24 protein-coding genes, 1 tRNA gene and 1 pseudogene are annotated in these 23,328 nt (G+C 43.1%); 12 read left to right on the forward strand and 14 right to left on the reverse strand.

What is annotated here, in order from left to right; translation table 11 throughout:
- Nucleotides 1-165: 165 nt before the first annotated feature.
- On the forward strand, nt 166-1,425 hold the full coding sequence (locus L8S15_RS16245) for an adenylosuccinate synthase (protein ID WP_010441165.1): 1,260 nt from the start codon (nt 166-168) through the stop codon (nt 1,423-1,425).
- A 105-nt stretch (nt 1,426-1,530) separates the two neighbouring features.
- Here the strand turns inward: L8S15_RS16245 and L8S15_RS16250 are convergent.
- Both L8S15_RS16250 and L8S15_RS16255 read right to left on the reverse strand, forming a co-directional pair.
- A tRNA-Val gene (locus tag L8S15_RS16250) sits at nt 1,531-1,607 on the reverse strand.
- Between the two features lie 264 nt (nt 1,608-1,871).
- A complete protein-coding gene (locus tag L8S15_RS16255; RefSeq protein WP_010441166.1) occupies nt 1,872-2,540 on the reverse strand; it encodes a DUF2726 domain-containing protein in 669 nt (222 codons plus the stop codon).
- Nucleotides 2,541-2,813: 273 nt separating this feature from the next.
- Here L8S15_RS16255 and L8S15_RS16260 point away from each other — a divergent pair, with 273 nt between their 5' ends.
- Nucleotides 2,814-2,999 (forward strand): hypothetical protein, encoded by a 186-nt coding sequence (locus tag L8S15_RS16260; protein ID WP_010441167.1) that lies wholly within the window; start codon nt 2,814-2,816, stop codon nt 2,997-2,999.
- Between the two features lie 199 nt (nt 3,000-3,198).
- Here the strand turns inward: L8S15_RS16260 and L8S15_RS16270 are convergent.
- Nucleotides 3,199-4,001, reverse strand: a pseudogene (locus L8S15_RS16270) (GGDEF domain-containing protein); the annotation flags it as partial.
- A gap of 261 nt (nt 4,002-4,262) precedes the next feature.
- On the opposite strand from L8S15_RS16270, the gene L8S15_RS16275 reads away from it, so the two are divergent.
- Nucleotides 4,263-5,369 (forward strand): M20/M25/M40 family metallo-hydrolase, encoded by a 1,107-nt coding sequence (locus L8S15_RS16275; RefSeq protein WP_010441169.1) that lies wholly within the window; start codon nt 4,263-4,265, stop codon nt 5,367-5,369.
- Nucleotides 5,370-5,474: 105 nt separating this feature from the next.
- Here L8S15_RS16275 and L8S15_RS16280 read toward each other — a convergent pair whose 3' ends face one another.
- Together L8S15_RS16280 and L8S15_RS16285 are read right to left on the reverse strand one after the other, a co-directional pair.
- Complete coding sequence (locus L8S15_RS16280; protein WP_010441170.1) at nt 5,475-5,897, reverse strand: DUF3859 domain-containing protein; 423 nt, start codon at nt 5,895-5,897, stop codon at nt 5,475-5,477.
- Nucleotides 5,898-5,981: 84 nt separating this feature from the next.
- A complete protein-coding gene (locus tag L8S15_RS16285) occupies nt 5,982-6,350 on the reverse strand; it encodes an ATP-binding protein (protein WP_046208907.1) in 369 nt (122 codons plus the stop codon).
- Nucleotides 6,351-6,636: 286 nt separating this feature from the next.
- On the opposite strand from L8S15_RS16285, the gene metA reads away from it, so the two are divergent.
- Together metA and pilW are read left to right on the forward strand one after the other, a co-directional pair.
- Nucleotides 6,637-7,578 (forward strand): homoserine O-succinyltransferase, encoded by a 942-nt coding sequence (gene metA / locus L8S15_RS16290; protein WP_010441172.1) that lies wholly within the window; start codon nt 6,637-6,639, stop codon nt 7,576-7,578.
- 170 nt (nt 7,579-7,748) lie between these two features.
- Nucleotides 7,749-8,516, forward strand: a complete 768-nt coding sequence (gene pilW / locus L8S15_RS16295; protein WP_102385543.1) for a type IV pilus biogenesis/stability protein PilW — start codon at nt 7,749-7,751, stop codon at nt 8,514-8,516.
- A gap of 121 nt (nt 8,517-8,637) precedes the next feature.
- On the opposite strand, the gene rlmF is transcribed toward pilW, so the two are convergent.
- Both rlmF and L8S15_RS16305 read right to left on the reverse strand, forming a co-directional pair.
- Nucleotides 8,638-9,921, reverse strand: a complete 1,284-nt coding sequence (gene rlmF / locus L8S15_RS16300; RefSeq protein ID WP_046208905.1) for a 23S rRNA (adenine(1618)-N(6))-methyltransferase RlmF — start codon at nt 9,919-9,921, stop codon at nt 8,638-8,640.
- Nucleotides 9,922-9,925: 4 nt separating this feature from the next.
- Nucleotides 9,926-10,423: a YgjP-like metallopeptidase domain-containing protein gene (locus L8S15_RS16305; protein WP_102385542.1), complete on the reverse strand. Its 498-nt coding sequence runs from the start codon at nt 10,421-10,423 to the stop codon at nt 9,926-9,928.
- Nucleotides 10,424-10,576: 153 nt separating this feature from the next.
- Between L8S15_RS16305 and L8S15_RS16310 the strand changes: the two genes are divergently transcribed.
- A complete protein-coding gene (locus L8S15_RS16310; RefSeq protein WP_004734934.1) occupies nt 10,577-10,813 on the forward strand; it encodes a glutaredoxin family protein in 237 nt (78 codons plus the stop codon).
- Nucleotides 10,814-10,902: 89 nt separating this feature from the next.
- Here the strand turns inward: L8S15_RS16310 and L8S15_RS16315 are convergent, their stop codons facing one another.
- The gene (locus L8S15_RS16315) at nt 10,903-11,775 is read right to left on the reverse strand and encodes a LysR substrate-binding domain-containing protein (protein ID WP_016787109.1); all 873 of its coding nucleotides are present in this window, start codon (nt 11,773-11,775) and stop codon (nt 10,903-10,905) included.
- 110 nt (nt 11,776-11,885) lie between these two features.
- Here L8S15_RS16315 and L8S15_RS16320 point away from each other — a divergent pair, with 110 nt between their 5' ends.
- Both L8S15_RS16320 and L8S15_RS16325 read left to right on the forward strand, forming a co-directional pair.
- Nucleotides 11,886-13,085 (forward strand): MFS transporter, encoded by a 1,200-nt coding sequence (locus L8S15_RS16320; RefSeq protein WP_280574197.1) that lies wholly within the window; start codon nt 11,886-11,888, stop codon nt 13,083-13,085.
- A gap of 85 nt (nt 13,086-13,170) precedes the next feature.
- Complete coding sequence (locus tag L8S15_RS16325; RefSeq protein ID WP_016784502.1) at nt 13,171-13,737, forward strand: DUF1415 domain-containing protein; 567 nt, start codon at nt 13,171-13,173, stop codon at nt 13,735-13,737.
- Nucleotides 13,738-13,786: 49 nt separating this feature from the next.
- Here the strand turns inward: L8S15_RS16325 and L8S15_RS16330 are convergent, their stop codons facing one another.
- A complete protein-coding gene (locus tag L8S15_RS16330) occupies nt 13,787-14,857 on the reverse strand; it encodes a diguanylate cyclase (protein WP_010441188.1) in 1,071 nt (356 codons plus the stop codon).
- Nucleotides 14,858-15,069: 212 nt separating this feature from the next.
- Here L8S15_RS16330 and L8S15_RS16335 point away from each other — a divergent pair, with 212 nt between their 5' ends.
- On the forward strand, nt 15,070-15,645 hold the full coding sequence (locus L8S15_RS16335) for a nucleoside triphosphate pyrophosphohydrolase family protein (RefSeq protein ID WP_010441189.1): 576 nt from the start codon (nt 15,070-15,072) through the stop codon (nt 15,643-15,645).
- A 124-nt stretch (nt 15,646-15,769) separates the two neighbouring features.
- Here L8S15_RS16335 and L8S15_RS16340 read toward each other — a convergent pair whose 3' ends face one another.
- The 4 genes from L8S15_RS16340 to gntH form a co-directional block, all read right to left on the reverse strand.
- On the reverse strand, nt 15,770-16,258 hold the full coding sequence (locus L8S15_RS16340) for a GNAT family N-acetyltransferase (protein ID WP_016784503.1): 489 nt from the start codon (nt 16,256-16,258) through the stop codon (nt 15,770-15,772).
- 114 nt (nt 16,259-16,372) lie between these two features.
- Nucleotides 16,373-16,876, reverse strand: coding sequence for a hypothetical protein (locus L8S15_RS16345; RefSeq protein WP_280574198.1), 504 nt, complete (start codon nt 16,874-16,876; stop codon nt 16,373-16,375).
- Nucleotides 16,877-17,061: 185 nt separating this feature from the next.
- Nucleotides 17,062-17,577, reverse strand: coding sequence for a hypothetical protein (locus L8S15_RS16350; protein WP_017068282.1), 516 nt, complete (start codon nt 17,575-17,577; stop codon nt 17,062-17,064).
- Between the two features lie 125 nt (nt 17,578-17,702).
- On the reverse strand, nt 17,703-19,328 hold the full coding sequence (gene gntH / locus L8S15_RS16355; protein ID WP_017068281.1) for a guanitoxin biosynthesis MBL fold metallo-hydrolase GntH: 1,626 nt from the start codon (nt 19,326-19,328) through the stop codon (nt 17,703-17,705).
- Between the two features lie 193 nt (nt 19,329-19,521).
- Between gntH and L8S15_RS16360 the strand changes: the two genes are divergently transcribed.
- From L8S15_RS16360 to L8S15_RS16370, 3 genes are all read left to right on the forward strand, one after another.
- Nucleotides 19,522-20,361 carry a LysR family transcriptional regulator gene (locus L8S15_RS16360; RefSeq protein WP_017078016.1) on the forward strand — a complete coding sequence of 280 codons (840 nt, stop codon included), beginning with the start codon at nt 19,522-19,524 and terminating at the stop codon, nt 20,359-20,361.
- 98 nt (nt 20,362-20,459) lie between these two features.
- Nucleotides 20,460-21,179 carry a hypothetical protein gene (locus L8S15_RS16365; RefSeq protein ID WP_280574199.1) on the forward strand — a complete coding sequence of 240 codons (720 nt, stop codon included), beginning with the start codon at nt 20,460-20,462 and terminating at the stop codon, nt 21,177-21,179.
- A 59-nt stretch (nt 21,180-21,238) separates the two neighbouring features.
- The gene (locus tag L8S15_RS16370) at nt 21,239-21,472 is read left to right on the forward strand and encodes a hypothetical protein (RefSeq protein ID WP_280574200.1); all 234 of its coding nucleotides are present in this window, start codon (nt 21,239-21,241) and stop codon (nt 21,470-21,472) included.
- Nucleotides 21,473-21,761: 289 nt separating this feature from the next.
- Here L8S15_RS16370 and L8S15_RS16375 read toward each other — a convergent pair whose 3' ends face one another.
- Nucleotides 21,762-23,216, reverse strand: a complete 1,455-nt coding sequence (locus L8S15_RS16375) for a lytic polysaccharide monooxygenase (RefSeq protein WP_010441194.1) — start codon at nt 23,214-23,216, stop codon at nt 21,762-21,764.
- Nucleotides 23,217-23,328: the final 112 nt, after the last annotated feature.

Genomic DNA, 23,328 nt, shown 5'->3' on the forward strand with positions numbered 1-23,328 from the left:
CTTGCATCATTCTCTAAAATGAGAGACGAACCCAATAGGGAATCTCGCTTATGGTTTAAGACTTTAGAGATATATGAAATTCTTATCAAGATAATAAAGATAATTAATTTCTCTTATCCACCTTGTAGGCCTAACATGATTTCTCAATCAGTTAGGAGAAAAATTATGCCATCTATCGTTGTTGTGGGCGCAAACTGGGGTGATGAAGGCAAAGGCCGCATCGTCGATTTTTTAGCAGACCAAGCTTCTGCTAGCATTCGTTTTCAAGGCGGAAACAATGCAGGCCATACCGTAGTAAATGACTTCGGTACATTTAAACTGCACCAACTACCAAGTGGTATTTTTAATCCTGATTGTACAGCGGTTCTTGGCCCAGGCATGGTGATCAGCCCTGCTGCGCTAACTCAAGAGATTGCAGAAGTTCAAGAGGCTGGCATCAAAGTTAAAATGGCGATCTCAGATCGTGCGACACTGTGTCTCCCTTTACACGCCCTTGAAGATACGCTTGAAGAAGAGCGTTTGGGCGACGGCGCTTACGGTTCAACACGTCAAGGTATTGCACCAGCGTACGGCGATCGTGTAATGAAAAAAGGCATTCTTGTGGGCTGGTTGAATCAACCTGAGATTTTAGAGCAACGCATTCAATTCCTGCTTGATTGGAAGATGCCTCAACTTAAAGCGCTATACCCTCAATGTGATTTCACTCAGACAGCTTCTGAAATGACAGAATGGCTACTTGAAGTGACTAAGGCTTGGCGCCCATTCATCTGCAACGTGACTGAGCCTCTTAAAGCACTGCAATCACAAGACGCAAACCTACTTTTTGAAGCTCAACTTGGTGCAGGCCGTGACCTTGTCTACGGTGAATACCCTTGGACGACGTCTTCTAATGTAACCGCAGCTTACGCGGGTATCGGTAGTGGCTTACCTGCCCTTCGCCCTGAGCGTGTTATTGCTGTTGCTAAATCGTTCAGCTCGTCTGTTGGTACTGGTACGCTAGTAACTGCAATGGAAGAGCAAGACAGCTTCCGCGAAAGCTCCAACGAATATGGTGCAACTACGGGTCGCCCACGTGATATGGGGTACTTTGATGCAGTAGCTACTCGCAACGGTGTTGACCTACAAGCCGCGACTGAAATCGCACTAACTAAGATTGATTGCCTATCTGGTTTATCCGAACTTAAGATCTGTACTGCTTACTCAGGTGAGCACACTGAGAATCCAATTTGGCCACAGACAGCTGAGCTAAAGCCCGTGTATGAAGACATGGCAGGCTGGGATGAAGACATCACTGGCTGCCGCACGTTTGAAAGCCTTCCTCAAGCGGCACAAGATTACGTAACTCGTATCGAAGAGTTGATGGGCGTACCAATCGTGATGGTATCGGTAGGTCCTGAGCGCGAGCAAATGATCATTCGAGGCTAAATCCCTCTAGGTATTTAGCTATGACGGCTAGTTCTAGCTAAATACGACAGGCACAAAAAAGCCCACGCTAGGTGGGCTTTTTTGCTTGTTCATAAAGAACGAATTTGGTGCCCGCTACTGGACTCGAACCAGTGACACCTTGCATGTCATGCAAGTACTCTAACCAACTGAGCTAAGCGGGCAATGCTGTGAAACTTAACTAACCGCTTTACTAAGTGGCTAACGCTTCAGAACGAGATGGATAATAACGAGTGAATGGGTAGCGTGCAAGGATAAATTTGCACAAACTGTTCGTTTGCTTTTAAAAACAACAATCAGAATAAATTTTAAACACAAAGCAGATCAACGGGTTGAGATAGATCACATTTCAAGTCAACTTTACTGGCTAGCTACATAGACATGCTTTGTGTCTTTTAAACCTCCAACGGAACTTTTAGCTTGAGATATTAGTTTGACTCTTCTTCGCTATCGAACACCACGTTGTAGTTCTCAGTATAAGTACAGTTAGGCTGGCGACTGCAAGTAAAAAAGCGTCGTCCTTTATAGTCGCCTTGGCTAGCCAATTTTATGATCATCGGGCTACCACACTTTTTACAGAAGCGAACTTCCTTTGATGGTTCGATAAGATCGATATGTGCCGCCAACAATCTCTTTAAGCGACTCACTTGATAACTGTGTTTCACCGATGCACCGATCAACGGCAGGCCTGCTGACTTGCAAACGTGAATGAGCAGCTTTTCTCGGTCAACTTTGCCTTTGTTCAACTCTTTCCCATTATCGAGTTCAATGATGACACGTGGCTCTAATGTTCTTGGGTCGCACACTACAAAATCAAAATAGCTACGAGATATCTTGTTATTGGCAATAAACCAGTTTTTCTTAGTATTGCTTTTTGCAGGAGCAAGCACGTTCGCCATGTTCACTTTTGCAAACACCACGCCATGATTACCCACTGCTGAGATCAAGGCCGTATAAAAAGTGGCTTGCTGTACGTTGAGCAATGCCCCTTTTTTTTGATAAGCGTGGTCTTTTGTGTCGTCATGTTTAAATACGTACTTCTGAATGAAGTAAAAGAAGACGACAAGCACCACTACAACGATAAAAATATTAGTCATGTTCCACGCAAGTAGGGAGATTAAAGTGATTGTAGCGTAAGTAGAAAAGCATCATGTGGCAAGAAAAAGAGAATCAGTTGTTAACTCGAATCACGACCTTTCTCTTAGAGTTGTTCGCTAACTGCTTGATTTGAGATTTTAGATAACCGACACAGCTCTCTTATTTGAGTATTCGGTTATTATTTAGCCTCAAAATTGATATAGATCAATTAGTGCCAGTTTGTGATCAATTAGCCTGAAAAACGTTAGGCAAATGTTAATAAGGAAATTGATATGGAACTTAAACAAGACCCAAGATGTTATACCGACGTGTGTGTAAGTGGTAAATGGTTCCACTATGATCACTGCGGAACGCAAGCTTATATGTTAAAAGGCGGTTCTTCAGCAGTCATTGAACTGTCTAAAGAACCGACTACAGAAGGTGAGCTGGTCGAAATGCTGCAAGGTATCGCCAAATAAGCCGAATTGAACAAGACTGATATAGACAAATTCAAGATATCGCTAAGTAAAACCCATATTTAACTCAAACTTTGATATTAGCGTTCTGAAAGTATTCCAAAAGCCATTCTTGTCTCACGAAGATCAGAATGGCTTTATGTTTTCTAATCAGTAATTAACTTTCAGCGATGATGACTTGATTCCTACCCGACTCTTTCGCTTAATATAATGCATCATCCGCGGCTTTAAGGTACTTTTTGTAAGTATCTTGGTTGAGTTGGTTTTGAGAAATACCAATCGATGCCCCTATCGATGTAGTGAGGTTTAGAGAGCCGGAGTGCCTATCAATGGAACCAGACAACAACAGAACAAATTCTTCCACCCCCAGCGAGCCACTACGTCATTTGGGTATAAGTGTTACTTTACACTCCTTCCAACTTCCACTAATACCTCATCACCAACATCATGTCCAAAGGTGTCATTAACACGCTTAAAGTGGTCGAGATCTAGAATGACTATACAGATTCCAAACTGCGAAGTATCAAATGGCATTGGCTGAGTCAATAATTGCTCTAGATAACGTCGGTTGTATAACCCCATTAACTCACACGTTGTCGATTAAGTGATAAGAGCCTTATTTTTGCTTAGAATACTGCGAAGCCTAATCGCCAGCAATATAGCACTAATGCTGACCATTATAATTAATGCGATCACGATTCTGTTTCTAAGTTGTTCCTTTTGAAGTAATAATTCGTTGAGGTCTTTTTCAGTATTGAGTAGCTCATTTTCTTTGGCGAGTGTCGCGGTTGCATAATCTTGTTCTAATAAGAAAATGTCGCTCTGCCTTTTATCAAACAGCAGCGCTTTGTTGCCATGATAATATTGTTTGTAGTATTTCGGGGCAGTATCAAGGTCACCCTGGGATTCGTAATATTCAGCCAGTGTTTTTAAGCTTAGCACTTTCCAACTTCTGCTCCCAACCACTTCAAAAAATGCAAATGCTCGTTCAAGATCACTCAATATCATGTATTAAGACCGTTACAAATTGAGTGATCATATCACTGCTGTTTACTTATATTAGAAACTTATTATACCGATCGCTATGCAGATTAAAATATCGCTATTTAGCAGAATGACGACGTGTATTTCTCACTAATTAGAATAATCAGGCGACTTTCTTGATTTAACTCAGGCAATCATCTACCTCATTGGCGTTATAGTGATTTTCCTGTTCCTACCTCCGCGGATTTTTTAGAACAAGCGGAAGCATAATGAGAATTAACAATGACCCAAATTAATGAACAACGCCTTGTCGACCATTTCTGCGATCTTGTGAAAATCGATAGTGAATCACGTAACGAAAAAGCCATTGCTGAAGCGCTGGCTGAGCAGCTAGGCGAATTAGGCTTTGACGTACATAAACTGGCTGTTCCAGAAGAAGTGTCGAACGGTTTCAATATTTATGCACGTTTAGATGGCACTCTTTCAGGCAGCACTGTATTCAGCTGCCACATGGATACAGTAACGCCAGGTATCGGCATTGAGCCAATCATAGAAGACGGCATCATCCGTTCAAAAGGCAACACTATTCTGGGTGGCGACGATAAGTCTGGTATCGCAGCTATCATGGAAGCGGTTCGCGTAATTAAAGCGGAAGGCAAAGAACACAAAACTATTGAGATTGCATTTACTGTATTCGAAGAGGGCGGTCTATTCGGCTCTTTGAACTTCGATATGTCTTACATCAAATCTGAGCACGCTATCGTGCTTGATACAGGCGGCCCGATTGGTACCATCGTAAACGCAGCGCCTGGACAGCAAAAAATTGTTGCGAAGATCAAAGGTCGCCCTGCTCACGCTGGTTTAGCGCCAGAAGAAGGCATCAGCGCAATTCAAGTGGCTGCAGACGCAATCACTAAGATGAACCTGCTTCGTATCGATGAAGAAACAACAGCAAATGTTGGTATTGTTGAAGGCGGTCAAGCGACTAACATCGTAATGCCAGAGCTTAAAGTCGTGGCTGAAGCTCGTTCTCTAAGCGGCGAAAAGCTAACAGCTCAAGTTGAGCACATGATCTCTACATTCCAAGAGAGTGCGAAGCAGTTCGGCGCTGAAGTAGAAATCGACTCTACTCGAGCTTACGATGCATTCGTTATTGCAGACGATCACCCGCATATTCTTTCTATCAAATCAGCGTTTGAGAAGCTTGGCGTAACCGCAAACACCAAACGCACTGGTGGTGGTAGCGATGCAAACAACTTCAACGCGAAAGGCCTAACAACGGTTAACCTTTCTACTGGTATGGCGAAAGTTCACACCACTGAAGAATACATTGCAGTGAAAGACATGGTCGCAATCACTGAGTTTGTAGTGGCTTACGTAACACAATAATCTTACTTGTTAGCGAGGTGGTGAAAGCCATTTAGCCAATATCAAAAAGCCGAGTTCACATGTGACTCGGCTTTTTTGTATCTGAATTTAGCCAGAAGTTCTAGCCTAAAAACCTCTACGCTTCCAAAACTGGCTTTCGTCTTTTGCTACTAGGTCGAATGTCTTGTCGGCGATGATGTTGCCTTTTAGCTCAACCGTCATGCGCCATTTGCCCAGCTTGTTCGAGACAGGCGCCCAGATAGTGTCACCTAAGTAGAAATCCCAATCATTGTTACCGACATACTCTTCGCCATCGAACGGTTCGAGCACTTCACCTTTGTCTGTAGTGATATTGGGGTGATAAATGCAGTAACGGATCTTCTCACCTTTGGCTTTTTTGATATTCAGAATATAACCAAATTCGACATCGATTTCAGCGTCGACAATGGTGGTGAACTCTTGGATTTTTGGAAGATCTTTTGATTTGGAATCCCAAGTGGAATAGATACCATAAGAAGTCATGTCGACCATGACAGAGCGCTTTGCCATTTCAATCGTTACCTTGATGTTGTTCTATATAATTGATGTTGTTTGTCATTCACTATGAGTACAGACATTAAACCCCGAACACGGCTATTCTTGCCAGTCTTTCGCCATACGTTTAATCACTGACGGTTCAATATCGTGAATACTGCCATATTGCTCTCGGCACACTTCGATAAACAATTCTGCTTTATATTTGAGTGCAAGTTGGCGGTAGGCCTTCATTTCCCAATGCTTAACAAAGGTATTCGAAACAACCACATCTAGCCCTTGTTTCAAGCCATTTTCTACAGTGTTCTGACACCACTTATGTGCCTGCTGTAACTGCTTAGGGTCAAAACGGTACTCACCTTTCTCATTCACGTAATACATATCGGCTTCGACGTGGAGTGCATCGTAGGTTTTTGCTTTTGTTGACTTGCCAGAACCGGGCAACCCTCGAATGAGTATTAACTTCATCAGATACTTTATGGTCTGTTTAAAAGCGTGAGTTTATCTTAAATGCCAACGAGTTGCTTTGATAACTGACATTTGGCAATCTGCCAGTTTTCAAACCGACGCACTGAGCTATAACGCCAAGTTTACGTTTGAAAGACCAGACTTCAGTTCTCCAAGAAACTCGGTATCTCAACTGGTATAAAACACAAAATATTTACATCTATCCACTTTGCATGTCGACAAGCGTATCAAACTACTATAGATTTAGAAGTATAGACGTCTACATATCTAGCTTAGGGAGAAAGCTGTGCCTATTCGCATTCCAGACCAATTGCCAGCATCCGATGTTCTTCGTGAAGAAAACATCTTTATTATGCCGTTATCAAGAGCATCGACACAGGAAATTCGTCCACTTCGAGTCTTGATCCTCAACCTAATGCCGAAGAAGATTGAAACTGAAACTCAATTCTTACGCCTACTGTCAAACAGCCCATTGCAAGTCGATGTAGAACTGTTGCGCATTGATGACCGACCAAGTAAAAACACGCCAACTGAACACCTTGATAACTTTTATCGTCAATTTGAGATGGTAAAAAACCGCAACTTTGATGGACTGATCATCACTGGAGCACCACTTGGTTTGGTTCAATTTGAAGATGTTATCTATTGGGACCATCTAAAAACAATCATGGAATGGGCAAACAAACATGTCACTTCTACTTTGTATGTATGTTGGGCCGCTCAAGCAGGCTTAAAGCTCTTATATGATCTGCCAAAGCGCACTCGTAAAGAGAAGCTGTCTGGTGTTTATAACCACGAGATACACAATCCATTCCACCCTATATTACGTGGCTTCGACGATACATTCTTAGCTCCGCACTCTCGCTATGCTGATTTCTCTCAGGAATACTTAGCAGAGCATACTGATCTCGATGTTCTCGCGACTTCAGATGTTGCAGGCGTATATTTAGCCGCAACCAAAGACAAACGAAATGTCTTCGTAACGGGTCACCCTGAGTATGATGCTCATACGCTTCACAATGAGTACATCCGCGACTTAGGCGAAGGGATGGAGCCGGTTATTCCAATCAACTACTATCCGAACAACAATCCAGACAATAAGCCCGTTGCAAGTTGGCGTAGTCATGGTCACTTATTATTCTCAAACTGGTTGAACTACTGCGTTTATCAACAAACGCCTTACGATTTGGATCACTTCAGCGAAGACAACTTTACCAAAGACGATTAAGTTTTTTCTTCCGATTCACAAACATATAAAGCCGCGTTCATTAGGTTGTTGATAAAACACCGAATTGGGCGCGGTTTTTTTTATGGTGTGTGGGTCGCATTCCATAATAGATTTACCACTTCAATGGGTTTGATTTCATATGATGGGTTGGTGTTCATAAGGAGCTTCACATGCCTGCCAAGCCATTATTACCTAAACCCTTTTCGTTATCCCGCCACCTTTCATTATCAAGTATGGTACTCGTCGCCTCGCTTTCATTAGTCGGTTGCGTCTCTGTCACTGAAGGTCCACCAAAGATTGAAAGTGATCCTATCGCTATGTCGGAATCTCGAATCGAATTAGGCTTGGGTTACATGGGACAAGGCAATATGGTGAGAGCGCGTGAAAACCTAGAACTCGCGGTCAAGCATGCTCCAAGCTATTACCGCGCACGACTTTCGATGGCACATTATTATGAAAAAGTTGGTGAAATGGACGCAGCGAGAAGGACTTACCGAAAAGCTCTGAGACTAGACTCAAAAAACGGTAATGTGTTGAACAACTATGGTACGTTTTTGTGCAAGCAAGGTAAATTTGAACAAGCAGACAAGTTCTTCAATCGTGCCATTGATCAACCCTACTATTACTTGGTATCTGCAAGTTATGAAAATGCCGCGTTTTGTGCTTTTAAAGCCGGCAATACAGAGCAAGCAAAGCACTATTTCACCCGAGCCATCGACCACGATCCAAACCGCGTAAAATCAATTCTTCAGCTCTCTAAGATAGAAGTCAGTACTGAAGATTATAACGATGCTCGGCTGCGTCTGTTTAAATTCCACCAGCGTTATGGCTATCAAGTACCCTCACTTCAAATCTTAATCGAACTAGAAATGAAAGCCGGCAACAGCGCATTACAGCAGAAGTACCAAAATGAATTAGACGAGCTGCTTTCTGTTTAAAACGGCTTAGGTTTTAGATGGTTGAATAATTAGATCGAAAACGGGCTTGCTGAAAATATCAGCAAGCCCGTTGTTAGTTTTAGAGGTCGGTTTTAAACTGGTTACCTCAATTCTGGATTGGTTATTTCAATTCGATCCATTGTTGACGCTGTTCGTCGTCCATAAATGTCCAAGCAACGAAGCGGCTGACTTTTTGGCCTTGTGACATTTCAACCACCTTCACTTGTTTTGCTCTGAGCTTGCCAAGTTCTGAACGGATCATATCTACATTGTCTTTCTTAGAAATTAGCGTTGTAAACCACAATACCTGAGTCGAAAAAAATTGACTCTCTTTGGCCATTTTCAAGATGAATGCGGCTTCACCACCCGGACACCATAATTCCGTTTTTTGTCCACCGAAGTTCAATGTTGGCTTATCTTGCTTAGTAGGCGCTTTTCTCGCTTCAGGCTTGAATGATTGCCCTGCTTTCTTTGCACGGTTCGCCGCTAAATTATCTAACTTACGCTGCGACCCTTGATCGGCTTCTTCTTGTGAACCATGGAAAGGAGGATTACAGATAGTGACATCGTAACGCTCATTATCCTTAATTACACCTTTAAAGATAGATTCAGAGTCAGCTTGTAAGCGAGTACGGATCTTACCTTTTAGGTTCGCATTACTCTCCGCAATGAAGTTTGCTGTTTTTACTGAGACAGGATCTACATCCGTCCCCGTACAGCGCCACTTATACTCTGTCGCGCCAATAATTGGGTAAATACAGTTCGCACCAACACCAATATCCAACGCTTTAACAGAAGCATGGTTATAAGGTTCACCTTGGCCATCGCTATTCAGGAGATCTGCCACTCTGTGGATGTAATCAGCACGGCCAGGAATTGGCGGGCACAAGTAACCCGCAGGAATATCCCAATGCTTCACACCGTAATGATGGGCAAGTAAGGCTTTGTTCAAAAGCTTGACCGCCAGAGGATCAGAAAAGTTAACCGTATCTTCCCCTACTGGATTCTTAATCAGGTGTTCTTTCAATTCAGGCAGTGCTGCGACCAACAGGTCAAAATCGTATCGGCCTGTATGTTGATTTCTTGGGTGCAATCCGCCTTGAGGTTTTTCAACGGAACGTCTTTTCTGCGCTGCGTTTTTGTTAAAAGCCGTTTTATTGAAAGAACCCTTATTCAATGAACCTTTATTCGCACCCTGCTTCCCTTTGTTATCTTTAGCAAAAGGTCGCTTTGCTTTGTTATTACCAGCGCCTTTAGATACGCTGTTCTTGCGACTTTTATCAGATGTGTTCTTTGTAGAAATACGCTTGTCGCTATCTTCTTTATTTTGATTGTCTTTTGTTTTTACTGATGAAGTGCTGTTTTTCGACAGGCTTAGCGTAGTTCTATTTTGTGATTGGCTCATTAGGCTACTTCTTTAAATCTAAATACATCATGAATAAACGGGCATCCAACTCAAGTTGATGATATTCCGATTCCATGTGACAGCATAGTTGGTAAAAGGCTTTGTCGTGCTCTTTCTCTTTGATATGCGCCAGTTCGTGTACCACAAGCATTCTCAGCAAAGGTTCTGGTGCATTTTTAAAAACACTGGCGATACGAATCTCGTTCTTCGATTTGATCTTTCCGCCGTGATTCTTAGCAACGTAAGTGTGAAGACCTAGTGCATTATTGATTAGGTGGATCTTACCGTCGTAAACCACTTTACTAATCGGCGGTGTTTTTTTCATATAGCGATTTTTTATCTCAATCGCATAGTCAAACAGGGCTTTCTCGCTTTTTATTCCATGATTCTTTGGGTAGCGAGCTTCAAACCACGTCACCAATTTACCCGACTCAACAAGTTGAGTCACAGGATCAATAATGTGCTTAGGATAGCCTTGAATATAGCGTAAAGAAGGATGCATGCTGAAAGACCGTACAAGTTACACCACGACAATACGTTGTGGTCTTGAAAATTGAGCCGCATAGTGTAACTGATCACACTTTTCTAATCACCTAGGATTCGTTACACTTTAGTGAGATTCACCAAGAGCTAGACTCAAAAAGAGATTGTAAAAATGAAACGTGTTGTATTGTACGTCGCAGACAAATGCCCGCACTGTAAAGATGCGCAACGCTATTTGGACTCCAAGAAAATTGAATATCGTCTAACGAATGCAAAAATGCAGCGTGGTCGTAAAGAGTTACAGGCAATGGGTGCTCGCTCTATCCCTGTGCTGAAAATCGGTGACCAAGTGATGGTCGGCTGGAATCAGAAAAACTTCGATAAGATGTATAACTCAAAGAACACCTAACGTGTTTTGAGCCAGTCATACTTCTATACAACAAAGCCCGAATATCCAATCGAGGATGTTCGGGCTTTGTTTATTTAAATCTTACTAAATCACACATACCGCTTAACGAAATCAATAAAGGTTCTGTCGGCTTTCGACAAATACCCTTCCTTTCTCCAGGCCAAAGACAGATTCAGTTTTACAGGGTCTTTAAATGGCACACCTACCACATCTTTCTCGTATTCCGTCACTAAGCTCAAAAGTGCGGTGATCGCAAACTCTTGTTTAACGATAGAAAGAATCATAGGAAGCAAGTTGGTCTCGAACGCGATAGTCATATCGAGGTTGTATTTCTTGCAGGTCGCATCAATAAAGTCACGATGGAAATAGCCTGATTTGAACATGATTAGCTCTTGAGCAAAGAACTCTTCAAAGGTCATCGAAAGCTGTTGTGCCAGCGGATGTTCCTTACCGACAACGGCGACCATCTCGGAACTTAGCAGATGATCCGTTTCCAAATCATCAGGAACATTTTCATGGTTAATAACACCAATATCCAATTCGCCGTTCAGTAACATCTCTCGAATAGAAGCAGTACCTGCATCAATCAGCGTCAATTTAAGTTTTGGGAATTGGCTTTTAAACGCCATGACGACTTGAGGAAAAAAGTAACTGCCCATCATGCTTGGAGCGCCTAATCGAACCTCGCCTTTTTCTAGTCCCTTTAGCTCATTCATCGCAAGTTGAGCATCATCGAACTGCTGGGATATCCGCTTCGCATGTTCAAACAACACCTTTCCCTCTTCCGTTAAGGTGACGGATTTATCTCCGCGACGAAACAGAATTAACTCGAGTGTCTGTTCTAGTTTTTTAATGGAGATACTCAATGCAGGCTGTGCGATATGCAGCGCTTTGGCGGCTTGAGTGAAGTTACCAAACTGCGCAACAGCTAAGAAATGACGAAGTGGTTTTGATTCAAGCATGGCGATATATTAAATATATAAAGGTGATATTTTTAATATATTTCTTTAATCACGCTTGTGCTGATAACTTGTTCACAAATAGCTTACTAACTCGCGCAGGCTCAACGTAAATGTTTGATAAAGGCAGTCCTCAATACAAACGCATCACCCAATCATTGGCAATTGGCTCGTTTATCATTTTCTGTAACCTTTACCTCTTCCAGCCAATCTTGCCGCACATGGCGGAGCACTTCCAAGTATCGGAAACTCAGATCAACTGGCTGTTTGCCGCGACAACACTTGGACTTTCCATCAGCTTGGTGCCTTGGGCAATCGCTTCTGAAACCTTTGGCCGAAAACCTATCATCTTGTTCAGTCTATTTGCGATTCCTCTAATTGGGCTAACCATGGTATTCACAACAACTCTGTTGCAACTTGTAATTGCAAGGGCGTTTATGGGCATTGCTGTCGCTGCTTTTGCGGGTGTGGCGGTTGCCTATATGGTCGAAGAGCTCTCTCCCAAAGCATTTGCTGTCGCGATCGGTGGTTATATTGCAGCCAACTCACTAGGTGGAATTTTCGGGCGTGTATTGGGTGGCTTGATTACGGATTATTTTGACTGGCACGCAACGGTTTTGTTTTTCGTGGTCGGCTCCTTAATCGGCGCTCTCTATATTGCGTATAGCCTGCCTGACCAACAAAACTTCAAACCTCAGAAAGGGTTGTTCTTTCATCATAACCGCTCGGTTGTGATGCACTTAAGAAACCGTACCTTGTGGCTCGCGATGTTGATTGGTGGCGCTAACTTCGCGCTATTCGTTAACCTGTATTCAGTAATGGGCTTTAGGTTGGTATCCGAACCTCACTCAGTGCCTGTAGGTTTAGCTTCACTGATATTCCTATGTTACTTGGCTGGTACGGTAAGCTCTAAGCTCTCCAACAAATGGACACTTCGCTTTGACCCGTTAAGCGGAATATTGATGGGCGTGTGCATTAGCTTAATCGGAATGCTCATTTCTGCGGTCGATAAAGTCCCATTCATGTTAGCTGGTTTGTTATTGATTAGCGGCGGCGCGTTCTTCGCCCATACCCTTGCCTACTCTTGGGTAAGTCAAAAAGCGCCGAGCGCTAAGGCCACAGCAACCGCACTTTACTTAGTCCACTATTACATAGGCGGGAGCCTGGGTGGTTTCTTACTCTTGTATTGTTGGCAACTATTCGGTTGGAATGGCGTAATTGCGGGCGGCTCTATCTTCTATGTTGCGATTTTTGCATGGGTCTATCAGTTGAAACAGTTACAAGTATCGGCTTCCAAACTCGCACAAGCATAGGTATGACTGAGTTTGTAACTCAATTATTGCTTTTGATTAACGTCCGTTCTGATATCCTACGCAAAATTTCATTTCGGAACCTGTTATGTCGAACACTCAAAGCACTGATCTTCAAACCATCCACGACCAAGTAAAACAGTGGTTAGACGATGTCGTTATTGGCCTAAACCTGTGTCCATTCGCAGCTAAGCCACAACGGAATAAGCAAATAAAGATCTTTGTGAGCGAAGCAGAAACCGAAGAAGTGTTACTAGAAGACATCATGACGCATTTTGTTGAGTTAGATAACACACCGGTTGCCGAGTTAGAGACGACTTTGGTGGTTGTTCCTAACATGCTACAAGATTTTTTCGACTACAACATGTTCATTGATTGGATTGAAGCCCTGATCAAACAAGAAGATTGGGAAGGTACTTATCAAGTGGCCACCTTCCATCCAGACTACTGTTTTGGTGGCGCAGACCCAGAAGACGATGAGAACCTAACGAATCGTTCTCCTTATCCGGTTTACCACTTAATTCGCGAAGCAAGCATGGAAAAAGTGCTGAAGCACTACCCTAACCCTGAAGCGATCCCTGATACCAACATCGCGAGAGTTGAATCTTTAACGCAGGAAGAACGTCGTAAGCTGTTCCCATATCTGTTCAATTAATCTCTAAGGCTTAAAGGCAGTATACCGTAATAAATCGCCAAACTTTAACTTACGAACCTAAGCGCTCTTGATAAAATGGACGAGCAACAAACTGATCTCGTCCATTTTCTTTTGCCATGTACAAACAATCGTCAGCCACTTTGATCAAAGAATCCAATGCCGACATTCTTTCAGATTTGCTCTCGCCCGCACTCATTTCAAAATGACACGCACCTACGGAGATGGTGACCGGCTTTCTATCGAGCGTAATCGCCTTCACCTTCTCCAGCAAAATCCTGATCTTATCTTCCACATGAGCAGGGGTAGCATGAGGATACCAAATAACAAACTCTTCGCCTCCAAAGCGAGCGGCGAACTCCCCAGCTTTAACGTTATTGCGCAGTATATCAGCGACTTTTTTCAACACGTTATCACCCATTTGGTGGCCATAAGTATCATTGACTTGCTTAAATAAATCGATGTCCACCACCGCAAGCGTTCCACTTCCAGTAGAGCCTTTCAGTTTTTCTACTTCAATATTAAGAGTCCGGAATAAGCAACGTCTATTGGGTAAACGAGTCAGGGGATCATAAAAAGCTTGGTATTCTAGCTTTTCGTTCAACTCTTGCAGTTTGCGTTCCTGTTTCCTTCTCACTAGCTCCACTTCTATCCATGAAGCCATTAATCTCATTACGTCTATATCGAACTCTTTGAATTCTCTGTAGTAAGGTCTAGGACTTGAAAAGTTTAGGGTGCCGTAAAGCTCTTCGTTAACGAAAATAGGAATGCCTATATAGGATTCTAATCCAAAAGACTGATAAGCAGGATGAGTCGCATACTTATCATGTTTACCACAATGTTCTATACCGATAGGGCCGATAGATTTACACGTAATTTCGCAGTAGGTCGACCGATAATCAAAAGTATCACCACTTTGCAGTTCCACGCCGTCAGGGGCAATGCAGTGTTCAACTCGGTAGTGATTGCCTTCTACTTTTGACAGAATACCAATATCTAGATCAAAGCGTTCGAGTCCCATCATAAGCAGCTGAGCGATCTGGGTATCAAAACCTTTTCGGTACTCATTAGTAATTTGATATAAGCGTCGTATAACAATTTCGCTTTCACTAGCTTTATACATAACTGGATCTCATTGCTGTCGAATTTAATGACAACATTAACATTTGGTATATAAAGGAGAGTAAAAGGTAAAAAAACATAATAATCAATTGGTTTTTATGCAAAATACCTCATTGGTCAAACGAATATAGGTCGACTTCTTCTACTTTGCGTTAGCACCCTATTCCTAGCTTTGGTAAAATAATTCATTAACGAAACAAAATGGATAGGAAAATGAACCTTTCTCAACTAAACCAAGAAATCTACGATCACCTTTACCGCGATATTGAAGAGTTCCGCAGCACTTTTGATCTGCCGGTTGCTGATCCTGAAACAATGGACGAAAAAGGCGATACGCTACATACATCTCTAGCGATAGAAGAACTAACAGAACTAGCGGAAGCTGACTCTAAAATTGAGCAAGCTGACGCTATCGTAGACAGCGTTTATGTTTTGATGGGGCGTTTAGTTCACCTTGGCCAAGCTAAGGTTGAAGATAACCTAGCGATCAGCTATTTGATCGACTTGCTATTGAATGTTTGTAATAACCGTTCGATCGACTTTTTACCTTGCTGGGACGAAGTACATTCAAGCAACATGAGCAAAGTATGTCGTAACGAAACAGAATACGCAGAAACAGAAGCTTTCTATGCTGAACAAAACATCAAACTGATGGCGGTTCAAAAAGGCGAATACATCATCGCTAAATGTGCAGAAGATTTTATATCTGAAGGTAAGACGATTCGCCAAGGTAAAGTACTTAAATCAGTACACTACCGACCGGCAAATCTTGAACCACTAACGGCTTAAGCGAATCTTTTAGATTTATAAATTATTCACTTTTTGGTTAGCTAAACAACAAACGCCACGTTTAAATAACGTGGCGTTTTATTATCTGTCAGTTAATTTTAGCTGTTTGAGTTGTAGCCGAATGTTATACCAGTCGCGCCATATGATAAACCGCTACATATTCGCCGTTTCTAAAGGCAAACCCTGCCGATTCCCCTTCAATAACAAAGCCGAATTTCTTGTAGAGATTAATCGCTCTCTCATTGTCGGTATAGACCGTTAATTCCATTCGCTTGATGTTAATCCAGTTATCACACAGATCGATTGCTGTTGCGAGCAGTTGACTACCAACACCTCTGCCTAACACATCGTCTTTAACACCCATGCCAAATGAAGCGACATGTCGCCTTCTCGGATTTACACATACTTCCATGCCCAAATTTCCAACAATCTCGCCTTCCAGTAATGCGACGTAAGAGTAGACATTATCAGGCATATTGGAGATTCGCTTCTGCCAGCTTTCCAGAGATGGGTTTGGGAGTTGCAACGTACCGGTATAAGCATTAGTGCATTCGTAAACTTCTTTGATTCCCTTTGCATCTGACGGCTCAGACCGTCTCACGATAATACTCATCGCAACTCCTACTATTGTCTCGCTAAATATGAAACACATCCTTAATGTGCATCTAGACACACTAACAAATAGTAAATATTTAACAATAGGCTAGATGGACTTATTTTATTGGGCTTAGTTGATACTAAGTAAACGCCCTCGCTCGATATCTTGCTCAAGTACCTCTGGCGTCAAATCGCCATGTCCATGGTGATCATGATTATGGTGATGCCCATGGTCGTGGGAATGACCTTGATATTCATTAGCTCTTTGAGCTAACCTGTCTGAGTCCAAATAAGTGTCAGTCAAATCAGCACAATAATCTTCAGTCCATAAGCGACGAGCCTCATCATCACTCATGATTTGCTCAGCTTTAGGGCCCAACTTATCCATGTAGTACATCCCCAACTCCTCACCTTCTACATTGGCGTGGTTGATAAGGTTCATAAACGCAGGCTCTTGATTCTCATCTGATAGATGACCATTTTTGTAACACACGGTTAGACCAATAATATCGTCGCCAAGTTTCTCTAATTCAGGGTTAAAATGATTGTGACTGTGATTATGTTCGGCAGCGGCAACAAGCATTGGAGTAAGTAAAACACATGCGATAGCCAGTAGCTTAATGGTATTTTTCATGGGATAGACCTTATGTATTTTCGAATACAAATTTGATTAGTTGGCTGACTTAGCTTCTTGTGAGATGAGCTAAGTTAAGGGGAACTTCAAGACCATTTCAGCCTGAGTACCCCTCTGTCTCACTACAAATAATCAATATGATTGGATAACGAGGCTCGATATAAAGAGCGTTCTGTAGACAAAAATCACTTATCAACTACGATTCTTGCTGGTGCGATGGTGTAAGTCATTGGCTTCACCTCCCATTCACCTTTTGCTTCCAATGCAACCGCTAGTGCTTGCGCCTCTTCACATACCTTCGCTGGTTTTCCGTCAGCCCAGTATGATGGGCCCGAGGTGTAGCCGCACATCACTGAAAACGTGTGTTGCCCATTCTTTGTGGTGTATTCCGTCATAATGACACCACCTTCTCCATGCGTTATTTTTAGCGAGCCTTCATCGGCAACATGCATTGCATCGGAAGGATTCGGTTTGACATACGTTGTGTAGGTCCCGCCGTCTGACATGGATTGGTTGTCATACATGGTGTAGCCTTCTTTTTCTGAAGGTAAGGTCAGTTCGTAGTTAGGATCAATATCCGCTAAACGTTCTGAGTTATTCGTCGCACCAGGTTGATAGTTGTGAGCATTGGATTGTCCGTTAGCGAAAACAGACGCTGACACTAAAGATAGAATGACGACCGCTAAAATTGATTTTTTCATAATGAACTCCAGATATTCTAAGCAAAGAAGTTGTAAGCAATAGTTTTATGATTGAGTAAGAGAATGGGTTTATTTCCCTAACTTTTTAGGATATGAGGGCAATATCAGCCCTCACTGCAAATACCCTATTTGTTATCGGTTCCTGCTCCTTCACCAGGCTCAGTTGGACGACTTACCGACTTGCGCTCAAGATTGTGGTGAGCACGCACTCTATCCATGTATTCTTGCTTGGTGTTCATACCTTGCTTCATTGCTTCTGGTACTTGTTCAGCTGGGATCACGATGTCACGGTCGACTGGCCACTCTGTTAACAGCTCTGGGTGGTAGCCTTCTGGGTAGTACAGTTTTGGATCCAACTCTAAATCACGAATCTCTTGTTCTTGTATGTCTTCACGGCTGTTTTTAGGTAATGGGATTCTAAAATCAGACCCATCTGCCATATCAAATTGCGGCGCTCGCGCATTCGGGAAATCAGGTAAAATACCTTCACGAACCCACGCGTTATCTTTAGTCATGTTAACGACAATGCCATCTGGCGCACCGAAGTGGTAAGGCCCTTGCCAATGGTGGCGAACCTCTGCAACGGTTTCCTCATTGAGATATGGGTCGAATGTCATGTGCGTTGTCATGAACAAGCGCGGTTGTACTTCATTGGCCACATAACCCGCCGCGTACGCTGGTGTATGGTGAGTATCAACGGTGTAACGTGCTAAGAATGGCGGCACACCTTGAATAATTGAAGACACACCAAACGTTTCGGTTTGCAATTCAGTAATGAACAAGTCTGCACCTTTTGCGTATTTCAAATCCAACTCAGTTGGGCGACCGTCTCCTGTCCAAACAAACGAAAGCACTCGACCGTCATCTTGAGTCCAATTCAAGCGGTAACCAGACGCGCCATCTTTTGCGTGACTGCGTCGCCAGTGAATCACTTCCACATTGTCTTGGTCATAGATAACGCCACCGTCGTCGCGGAAATCAAACTCGTGTACCACTATGTCGTTGCCTGATGGGAACACATCAAATGCATCGGTGTGCCAGTTCAACATTTGCTGCATGCCTTCAATCATATGACGAGTGCCATATTCTGGAGTCGCACCACTCGGGCCATAAATGTTAAGCGGCTTTTCCCAGCGACCATTCCAACCACCAAATTGATACAGGTAAGGTAACGAGCCGTAATGGTCTACGTGTAAGTGAGTAATGAAGATATGGTCGAGTTCATTCATCGCGACACCCGCCGCTACGTAGTTCGCAATTGATCCTTCACCTAAATCAAAGACAAAGTTAGAGCCGTTACCCAATTCTACGTATATCGAGGTGTTTGCTTGCCCCGGGCGAATCATTGGTGATGTCCCCATGAACGTGACACGCATTTCATCCGGTTGAACTTCTTCAGTGCGTGGGAACCAGTTTGCGCCCGACACCATGTGATCACCATAAGGTGCAATGCCCTCAAACATCAGGCCTTCTTTCCAACCTGAATTGGTTTCTTTGCGATAGTCACCATTGTTTACACCGCCCATTAACACAGAAAGCACTTCTTCTTCTGAAGAGTACAAGTTCCCCTTAGGTTGAGTGCTCAGATACTCTTCAAGGGTTTCACCCTCGTGATATTCAAATTTCTCGAGTTTTTGAATATCAGAGTTAGTCTGCTTGGTGTTGTATTGCATCATTGGGTCAGCAGCAAAAGCGGTTGTCGTGATGATCATTGCTGTAGAGATGATTGATAATTTTGCGAAAGTTCTCATAGTTTCACCTATCGGTCTGAGTATTTAGTAAATGAATGAAGTTCCTTCCTCACTCCGATGCAAACAAGTTTATTAATAAACAGAACCTTGATATATAGTGTAAACTTTACTTAAAACCTCCATTTCATTTATGAGTTAATAACGACTCCACCATGATTTGGATGGGTGGCAATAAGAATAGAGGGAACTGAATTTGGACCTTAATCTACTGACTACATTTTTGGCCGTTTACAAACACAGCTCTATCACCGTGGCATCAGAGCAGCTCGATATTTCTCAACCCGCGGTAAGCGCGGCGATTAAGAGACTCGAAGGTGTCGTGGGCAAGGCTTTATTTGTGAGAGAAGGACGAGGTATCGCACCCACTGGAGCAGCGGTATCACTCGCTAACAAGATAGAAGACCCATTGAACATCATTGGAACGGTTGAGCAGCAAAAAAATGACCTTAAGGTTTATTGCACAGAGAGCTTGCTTCATTTCGTTAGTCAGGTTGAAGGCGTAAGCTTCACGGAAGCGCCGCTCGAAGAAGAAGAACTGTTTGATGCGCTTACTGCACAAAAAGTGGATATCGTCATTGATGTACTTTCGAGTAAGAAACACTCATTGATTGAAGAAACCATCGTCGATGAGGAACCCGTGTGTCTGACTCGGATCAATCACCCTCGAATTGGTGAGACACTGAGTAAAGAAGAGTATTTCCAAGAGGAACATATTGCACTCAAGATCAAACGCGCCAACATGAACACAGTCGAATTTTTATCAGAGAGCGATATCGAGCCGAGAAAAGTCAGAATTGAAACCAGCTCAATTTCAAGCATGCTGATTTTGGCAAGCACGACAGATTATATCGCCGCTTCTACTCGTTCTTTTGCAGAAATGCTCGCACCGGCGCTTGGCTTACGCGTTCACCCTATCCCCATCAAATTAAAACCGCTCACGTTTCGAATGCTCTATCACCGCCGTTATGCTAATGACGAACAACACATCAAAACCCGTGAAGCAATCAAGTCAGCATTAAGAAAACATAAATGAAACTGAGGTTTTAACTAAAGTTAACCCTATTAATATAAATTCAGTTTAATCACATACTCTCCAGCAAGTTAATTCAATAGAACGACACTGGAGAATCCATGAAAAAGCTTAACCTTATTGCTCTACCACTTACGTTACTCAGCAGCGCAGCGTTTGCGACTTCGACTCAAGTTTACATCGAACAAAACGTTGCCTCTAATGCTGCTGATAACGGTGTCTACACCACAGAAGCTGGCGCATTAATCGATACCTCAGAAAATGGACAAGTCTATATAGGTTTTGATGACCAGGGTTGGCTAGCCGCGGGTTACGGACACGACTTTCACATCAGCGAATCCTTCACGTTCAACCTATACGGTGAACTCGGTAAATGGGACAACGGTGAAGAGTTATTAATCGAAGGTATTATTGATTATCAAGTGAACGACAACTTCAATGTATTCAGTGGATTGGGATATAACCAGTCAGGGCAAGTACTCGAGAATGTAGGCGACACCACGATTAACACCAATAAGTTCATCGCCGGTGCTGGGTACTCACTCGCAGGCTGGGATTTAGCTTATCAATACACTCACGAAAACAGTGATGGATCCAATGGCGGGTTTACCCACAACGATGACAACGTAATCTTTCATCAAGGCGACTACCGTACCAATGAACACGAAGTCGTTCTCTCTAAGAGCATCGACGACTGGACACCCTACGTGAAATACACCTATTTCAACACCAACGAAGGTGACCTTTACTTGAACGGCCAATCGATGGGCCCGATCGACAACGACAGCATCATCACACTTGGTTTGTCTTACGACTTCTAAATATCTCAGATTCAATTCTCATAGGCAGATGGATTTGCCCACCTTTCGAGGGCACTACTATGAAAATTACTTCTCAACGTAACAAAGCCATTAATATCGCTGCAGCGATCAGTATCGTTTTGTTTTCTGCGATTCCCACCTACGCAAGTGCTGATCACTTAGATTCCCATTATCTAGAGTCGAGTTATCTAGAAACCAGCTATCTAGACTCCTCCTCCGTCGAATTCATGACACCAGATTTTGATCAGGGGTATCTTAACGATGAGATTAAAGAAAACCTTATTCTGGAATAATTCGCTAACACATTACAAAACGCAAAAGCTGAGGCTTGGATACACTCGATGGAGTAGTAAATGGGAACATCGAAAAAACCAGCCGTTAACCCAATGTACTCTTTAGTCAGACTTGAACTAATAAAGATAAACACAATTCACTTCACAGTCGACTCAGTACTATTATTTTCATGACGATATCGCATCATGCTTTACTTATACCCCACAAAAAAGCACCACACTTATAAAGCATGGTGCTGATGTTACTGTGTAGTTTTGACTAAGCTAATTAGTATCTTTAAAACAAAGACTAGTTAGCTGGACGCCAAACGCCCCATTTGTCGCTTTCGTATGTTGCTTGAGGGTTTGTACCACCCTGAACCCACCACTGCGCTTTCCATGACTGGTTCGAGTAAGTCACTACTTCACCGCCTAGGTAAGTCGCTGATGAATCCCATGTGCCTGGGTCAGGAGTCGGATCTGGATCCGGCGTTGGATCTGGGTCTGGTGTTACGCCACCGTCATCAGCAATTACTTCAAAAGTGAAGGTTTCAACACTCTCGCTTTCAATCGAGCTAGCCATAAACGATAGAGTTTCGTTTGCAGTGATGCCAGTGGTATCAACTACGATAGAAGCCGTGCCGTTATTTTGAATGCTTACTGAAGAGCCTTGTGTCTGAATTAGATTTGCCGCTTCGCTTGTTGCAATCACAACTTTGTCGCCAGCATTCACTACATTATCACTCTTCACTAGCTCGTAGATGTCGCCTTTCAATGGCTCAACACCACCGTCACCACCATCAATCAATGTTAGTTTCCCTGACGCACGGCTATCTTTTGAGTTGAAGAAGTTACGTGAAGGATCGTTTTGAAAGTACATGTAGTGCTGCATTTCAGCATGCCAATCACCAATGAAAATCGCACCATCTTTAAACTCTTCATGCCAGCCGTTAATTTCTGAAGCCAACAAGCGAGCCCAATCGTTAACGTTTGAAGCGTCGATAGCGATGTCGAAGCTACGCGCTACTTCACCATACTTGTTGATGATGTCGTACTTAACGGTGTCGCCAACTTGTGGGGTACCAAAAATTTCTGAAATGAATAGGTCGCCACGTACCAGATCAGGTTCAGGACCCGGCTCTGGCGGAGGGGTTGTGCCACCCGCGATAGTGATGTCTGAACAGTTGTAGAAACCTTCGCCCGCCGAATCATCACGTTGCCAGCGCACATACAAGATTGCGTCGCCAGAGCGGTCCGAAGGAATCGTTACGTTGATACGATATTTGCCACCGCTTACAGGAACATTCCCCACTTCTTGGATAAGATCTAAGTCACCCCACGCTAGGCCTTTGCTTAGATCTGCGTTTGGTTTCGTTAGGTAGAACTCCCAAAATGACGGATTGTGTGGCGCAGTCGCATTGAATACATATTCAAATGTACCAGTATTAAGCTCAGTGCGAGTCCAGCCTGTATGAGGTGCACCCATGCCGCGTTTTTGCGAATCATTGGCGTAACATAAAGTGCCGTCAGGAATCGCCGCTTTTACAGCATTGATGTTGTTGAAATCTTGGATATTTTTCGCGTACTCGTTACGTTGAACGAACGGGTATGAACCCGAAATATCTTTTGCTTGAGCACATGCAGCATTGGGTGGTGTACCTGACCAAACCCCGCCTTGCTCGTAACACGTGTTCTGACGTGCACTTGGAAATTCAGACCAGCCATGAGCATTTGCCACTGACGGCACACTCGATAGCATAGCCATACCCACTGCTATTTTTAGAATATTATTATTTATTGTTGTCACTTTCCCACTCTCTATTATTTTACCCTAAACACAAAACTAATTGGTTACTAACCAACCAGCACTGTAATTC

It is taken from the genome of Vibrio sp. S/42/10, from assembly GCF_029890535.1.
Classification (GTDB): domain Bacteria; phylum Pseudomonadota; class Gammaproteobacteria; order Enterobacterales; family Vibrionaceae; genus Vibrio; species Vibrio cyclitrophicus.

Excerpts from the sequence above, each read along its gene's own strand:
- L8S15_RS16245 (WP_010441165.1), top strand. The coding sequence starts at position 166 with ATGCCATCTATCGTTGTTGTGGGCGCAAACTGGGGTGATGAAGGCAAA.
- L8S15_RS16255 (WP_010441166.1), bottom strand. The coding sequence starts at position 2,540 with ATGACTAATATTTTTATCGTTGTAGTGGTGCTTGTCGTCTTCTTTTAC.
- L8S15_RS16260 (WP_010441167.1), top strand. The coding sequence starts at position 2,814 with ATGGAACTTAAACAAGACCCAAGATGTTATACCGACGTGTGTGTAAGT.
- L8S15_RS16275 (WP_010441169.1), top strand. The coding sequence starts at position 4,263 with ATGACCCAAATTAATGAACAACGCCTTGTCGACCATTTCTGCGATCTT.
- L8S15_RS16280 (WP_010441170.1), bottom strand. The coding sequence starts at position 5,897 with ATGGCAAAGCGCTCTGTCATGGTCGACATGACTTCTTATGGTATCTAT.
- L8S15_RS16285 (WP_046208907.1), bottom strand. The coding sequence starts at position 6,350 with ATGAAGTTAATACTCATTCGAGGGTTGCCCGGTTCTGGCAAGTCAACA.
- pilW (WP_102385543.1), top strand. The coding sequence starts at position 7,749 with ATGCCTGCCAAGCCATTATTACCTAAACCCTTTTCGTTATCCCGCCAC.
- rlmF (WP_046208905.1), bottom strand. The coding sequence starts at position 9,921 with ATGAGCCAATCACAAAATAGAACTACGCTAAGCCTGTCGAAAAACAGC.
- L8S15_RS16305 (WP_102385542.1), bottom strand. The coding sequence starts at position 10,423 with ATGCATCCTTCTTTACGCTATATTCAAGGCTATCCTAAGCACATTATT.
- L8S15_RS16310 (WP_004734934.1), top strand. The coding sequence starts at position 10,577 with ATGAAACGTGTTGTATTGTACGTCGCAGACAAATGCCCGCACTGTAAA.
- L8S15_RS16315 (WP_016787109.1), bottom strand. The coding sequence starts at position 11,775 with ATGCTTGAATCAAAACCACTTCGTCATTTCTTAGCTGTTGCGCAGTTT.
- L8S15_RS16320 (WP_280574197.1), top strand. The coding sequence starts at position 11,886 with ATGTTTGATAAAGGCAGTCCTCAATACAAACGCATCACCCAATCATTG.
- L8S15_RS16325 (WP_016784502.1), top strand. The coding sequence starts at position 13,171 with ATGTCGAACACTCAAAGCACTGATCTTCAAACCATCCACGACCAAGTA.
- L8S15_RS16330 (WP_010441188.1), bottom strand. The coding sequence starts at position 14,857 with ATGTATAAAGCTAGTGAAAGCGAAATTGTTATACGACGCTTATATCAA.
- L8S15_RS16335 (WP_010441189.1), top strand. The coding sequence starts at position 15,070 with ATGAACCTTTCTCAACTAAACCAAGAAATCTACGATCACCTTTACCGC.
- L8S15_RS16340 (WP_016784503.1), bottom strand. The coding sequence starts at position 16,258 with ATGAGTATTATCGTGAGACGGTCTGAGCCGTCAGATGCAAAGGGAATC.
- L8S15_RS16345 (WP_280574198.1), bottom strand. The coding sequence starts at position 16,876 with ATGAAAAATACCATTAAGCTACTGGCTATCGCATGTGTTTTACTTACT.
- L8S15_RS16350 (WP_017068282.1), bottom strand. The coding sequence starts at position 17,577 with ATGAAAAAATCAATTTTAGCGGTCGTCATTCTATCTTTAGTGTCAGCG.
- gntH (WP_017068281.1), bottom strand. The coding sequence starts at position 19,328 with ATGAGAACTTTCGCAAAATTATCAATCATCTCTACAGCAATGATCATC.
- L8S15_RS16365 (WP_280574199.1), top strand. The coding sequence starts at position 20,460 with ATGAAAAAGCTTAACCTTATTGCTCTACCACTTACGTTACTCAGCAGC.
- L8S15_RS16370 (WP_280574200.1), top strand. The coding sequence starts at position 21,239 with ATGAAAATTACTTCTCAACGTAACAAAGCCATTAATATCGCTGCAGCG.
- L8S15_RS16375 (WP_010441194.1), bottom strand. The coding sequence starts at position 23,216 with ATGGCTATGCTATCGAGTGTGCCGTCAGTGGCAAATGCTCATGGCTGG.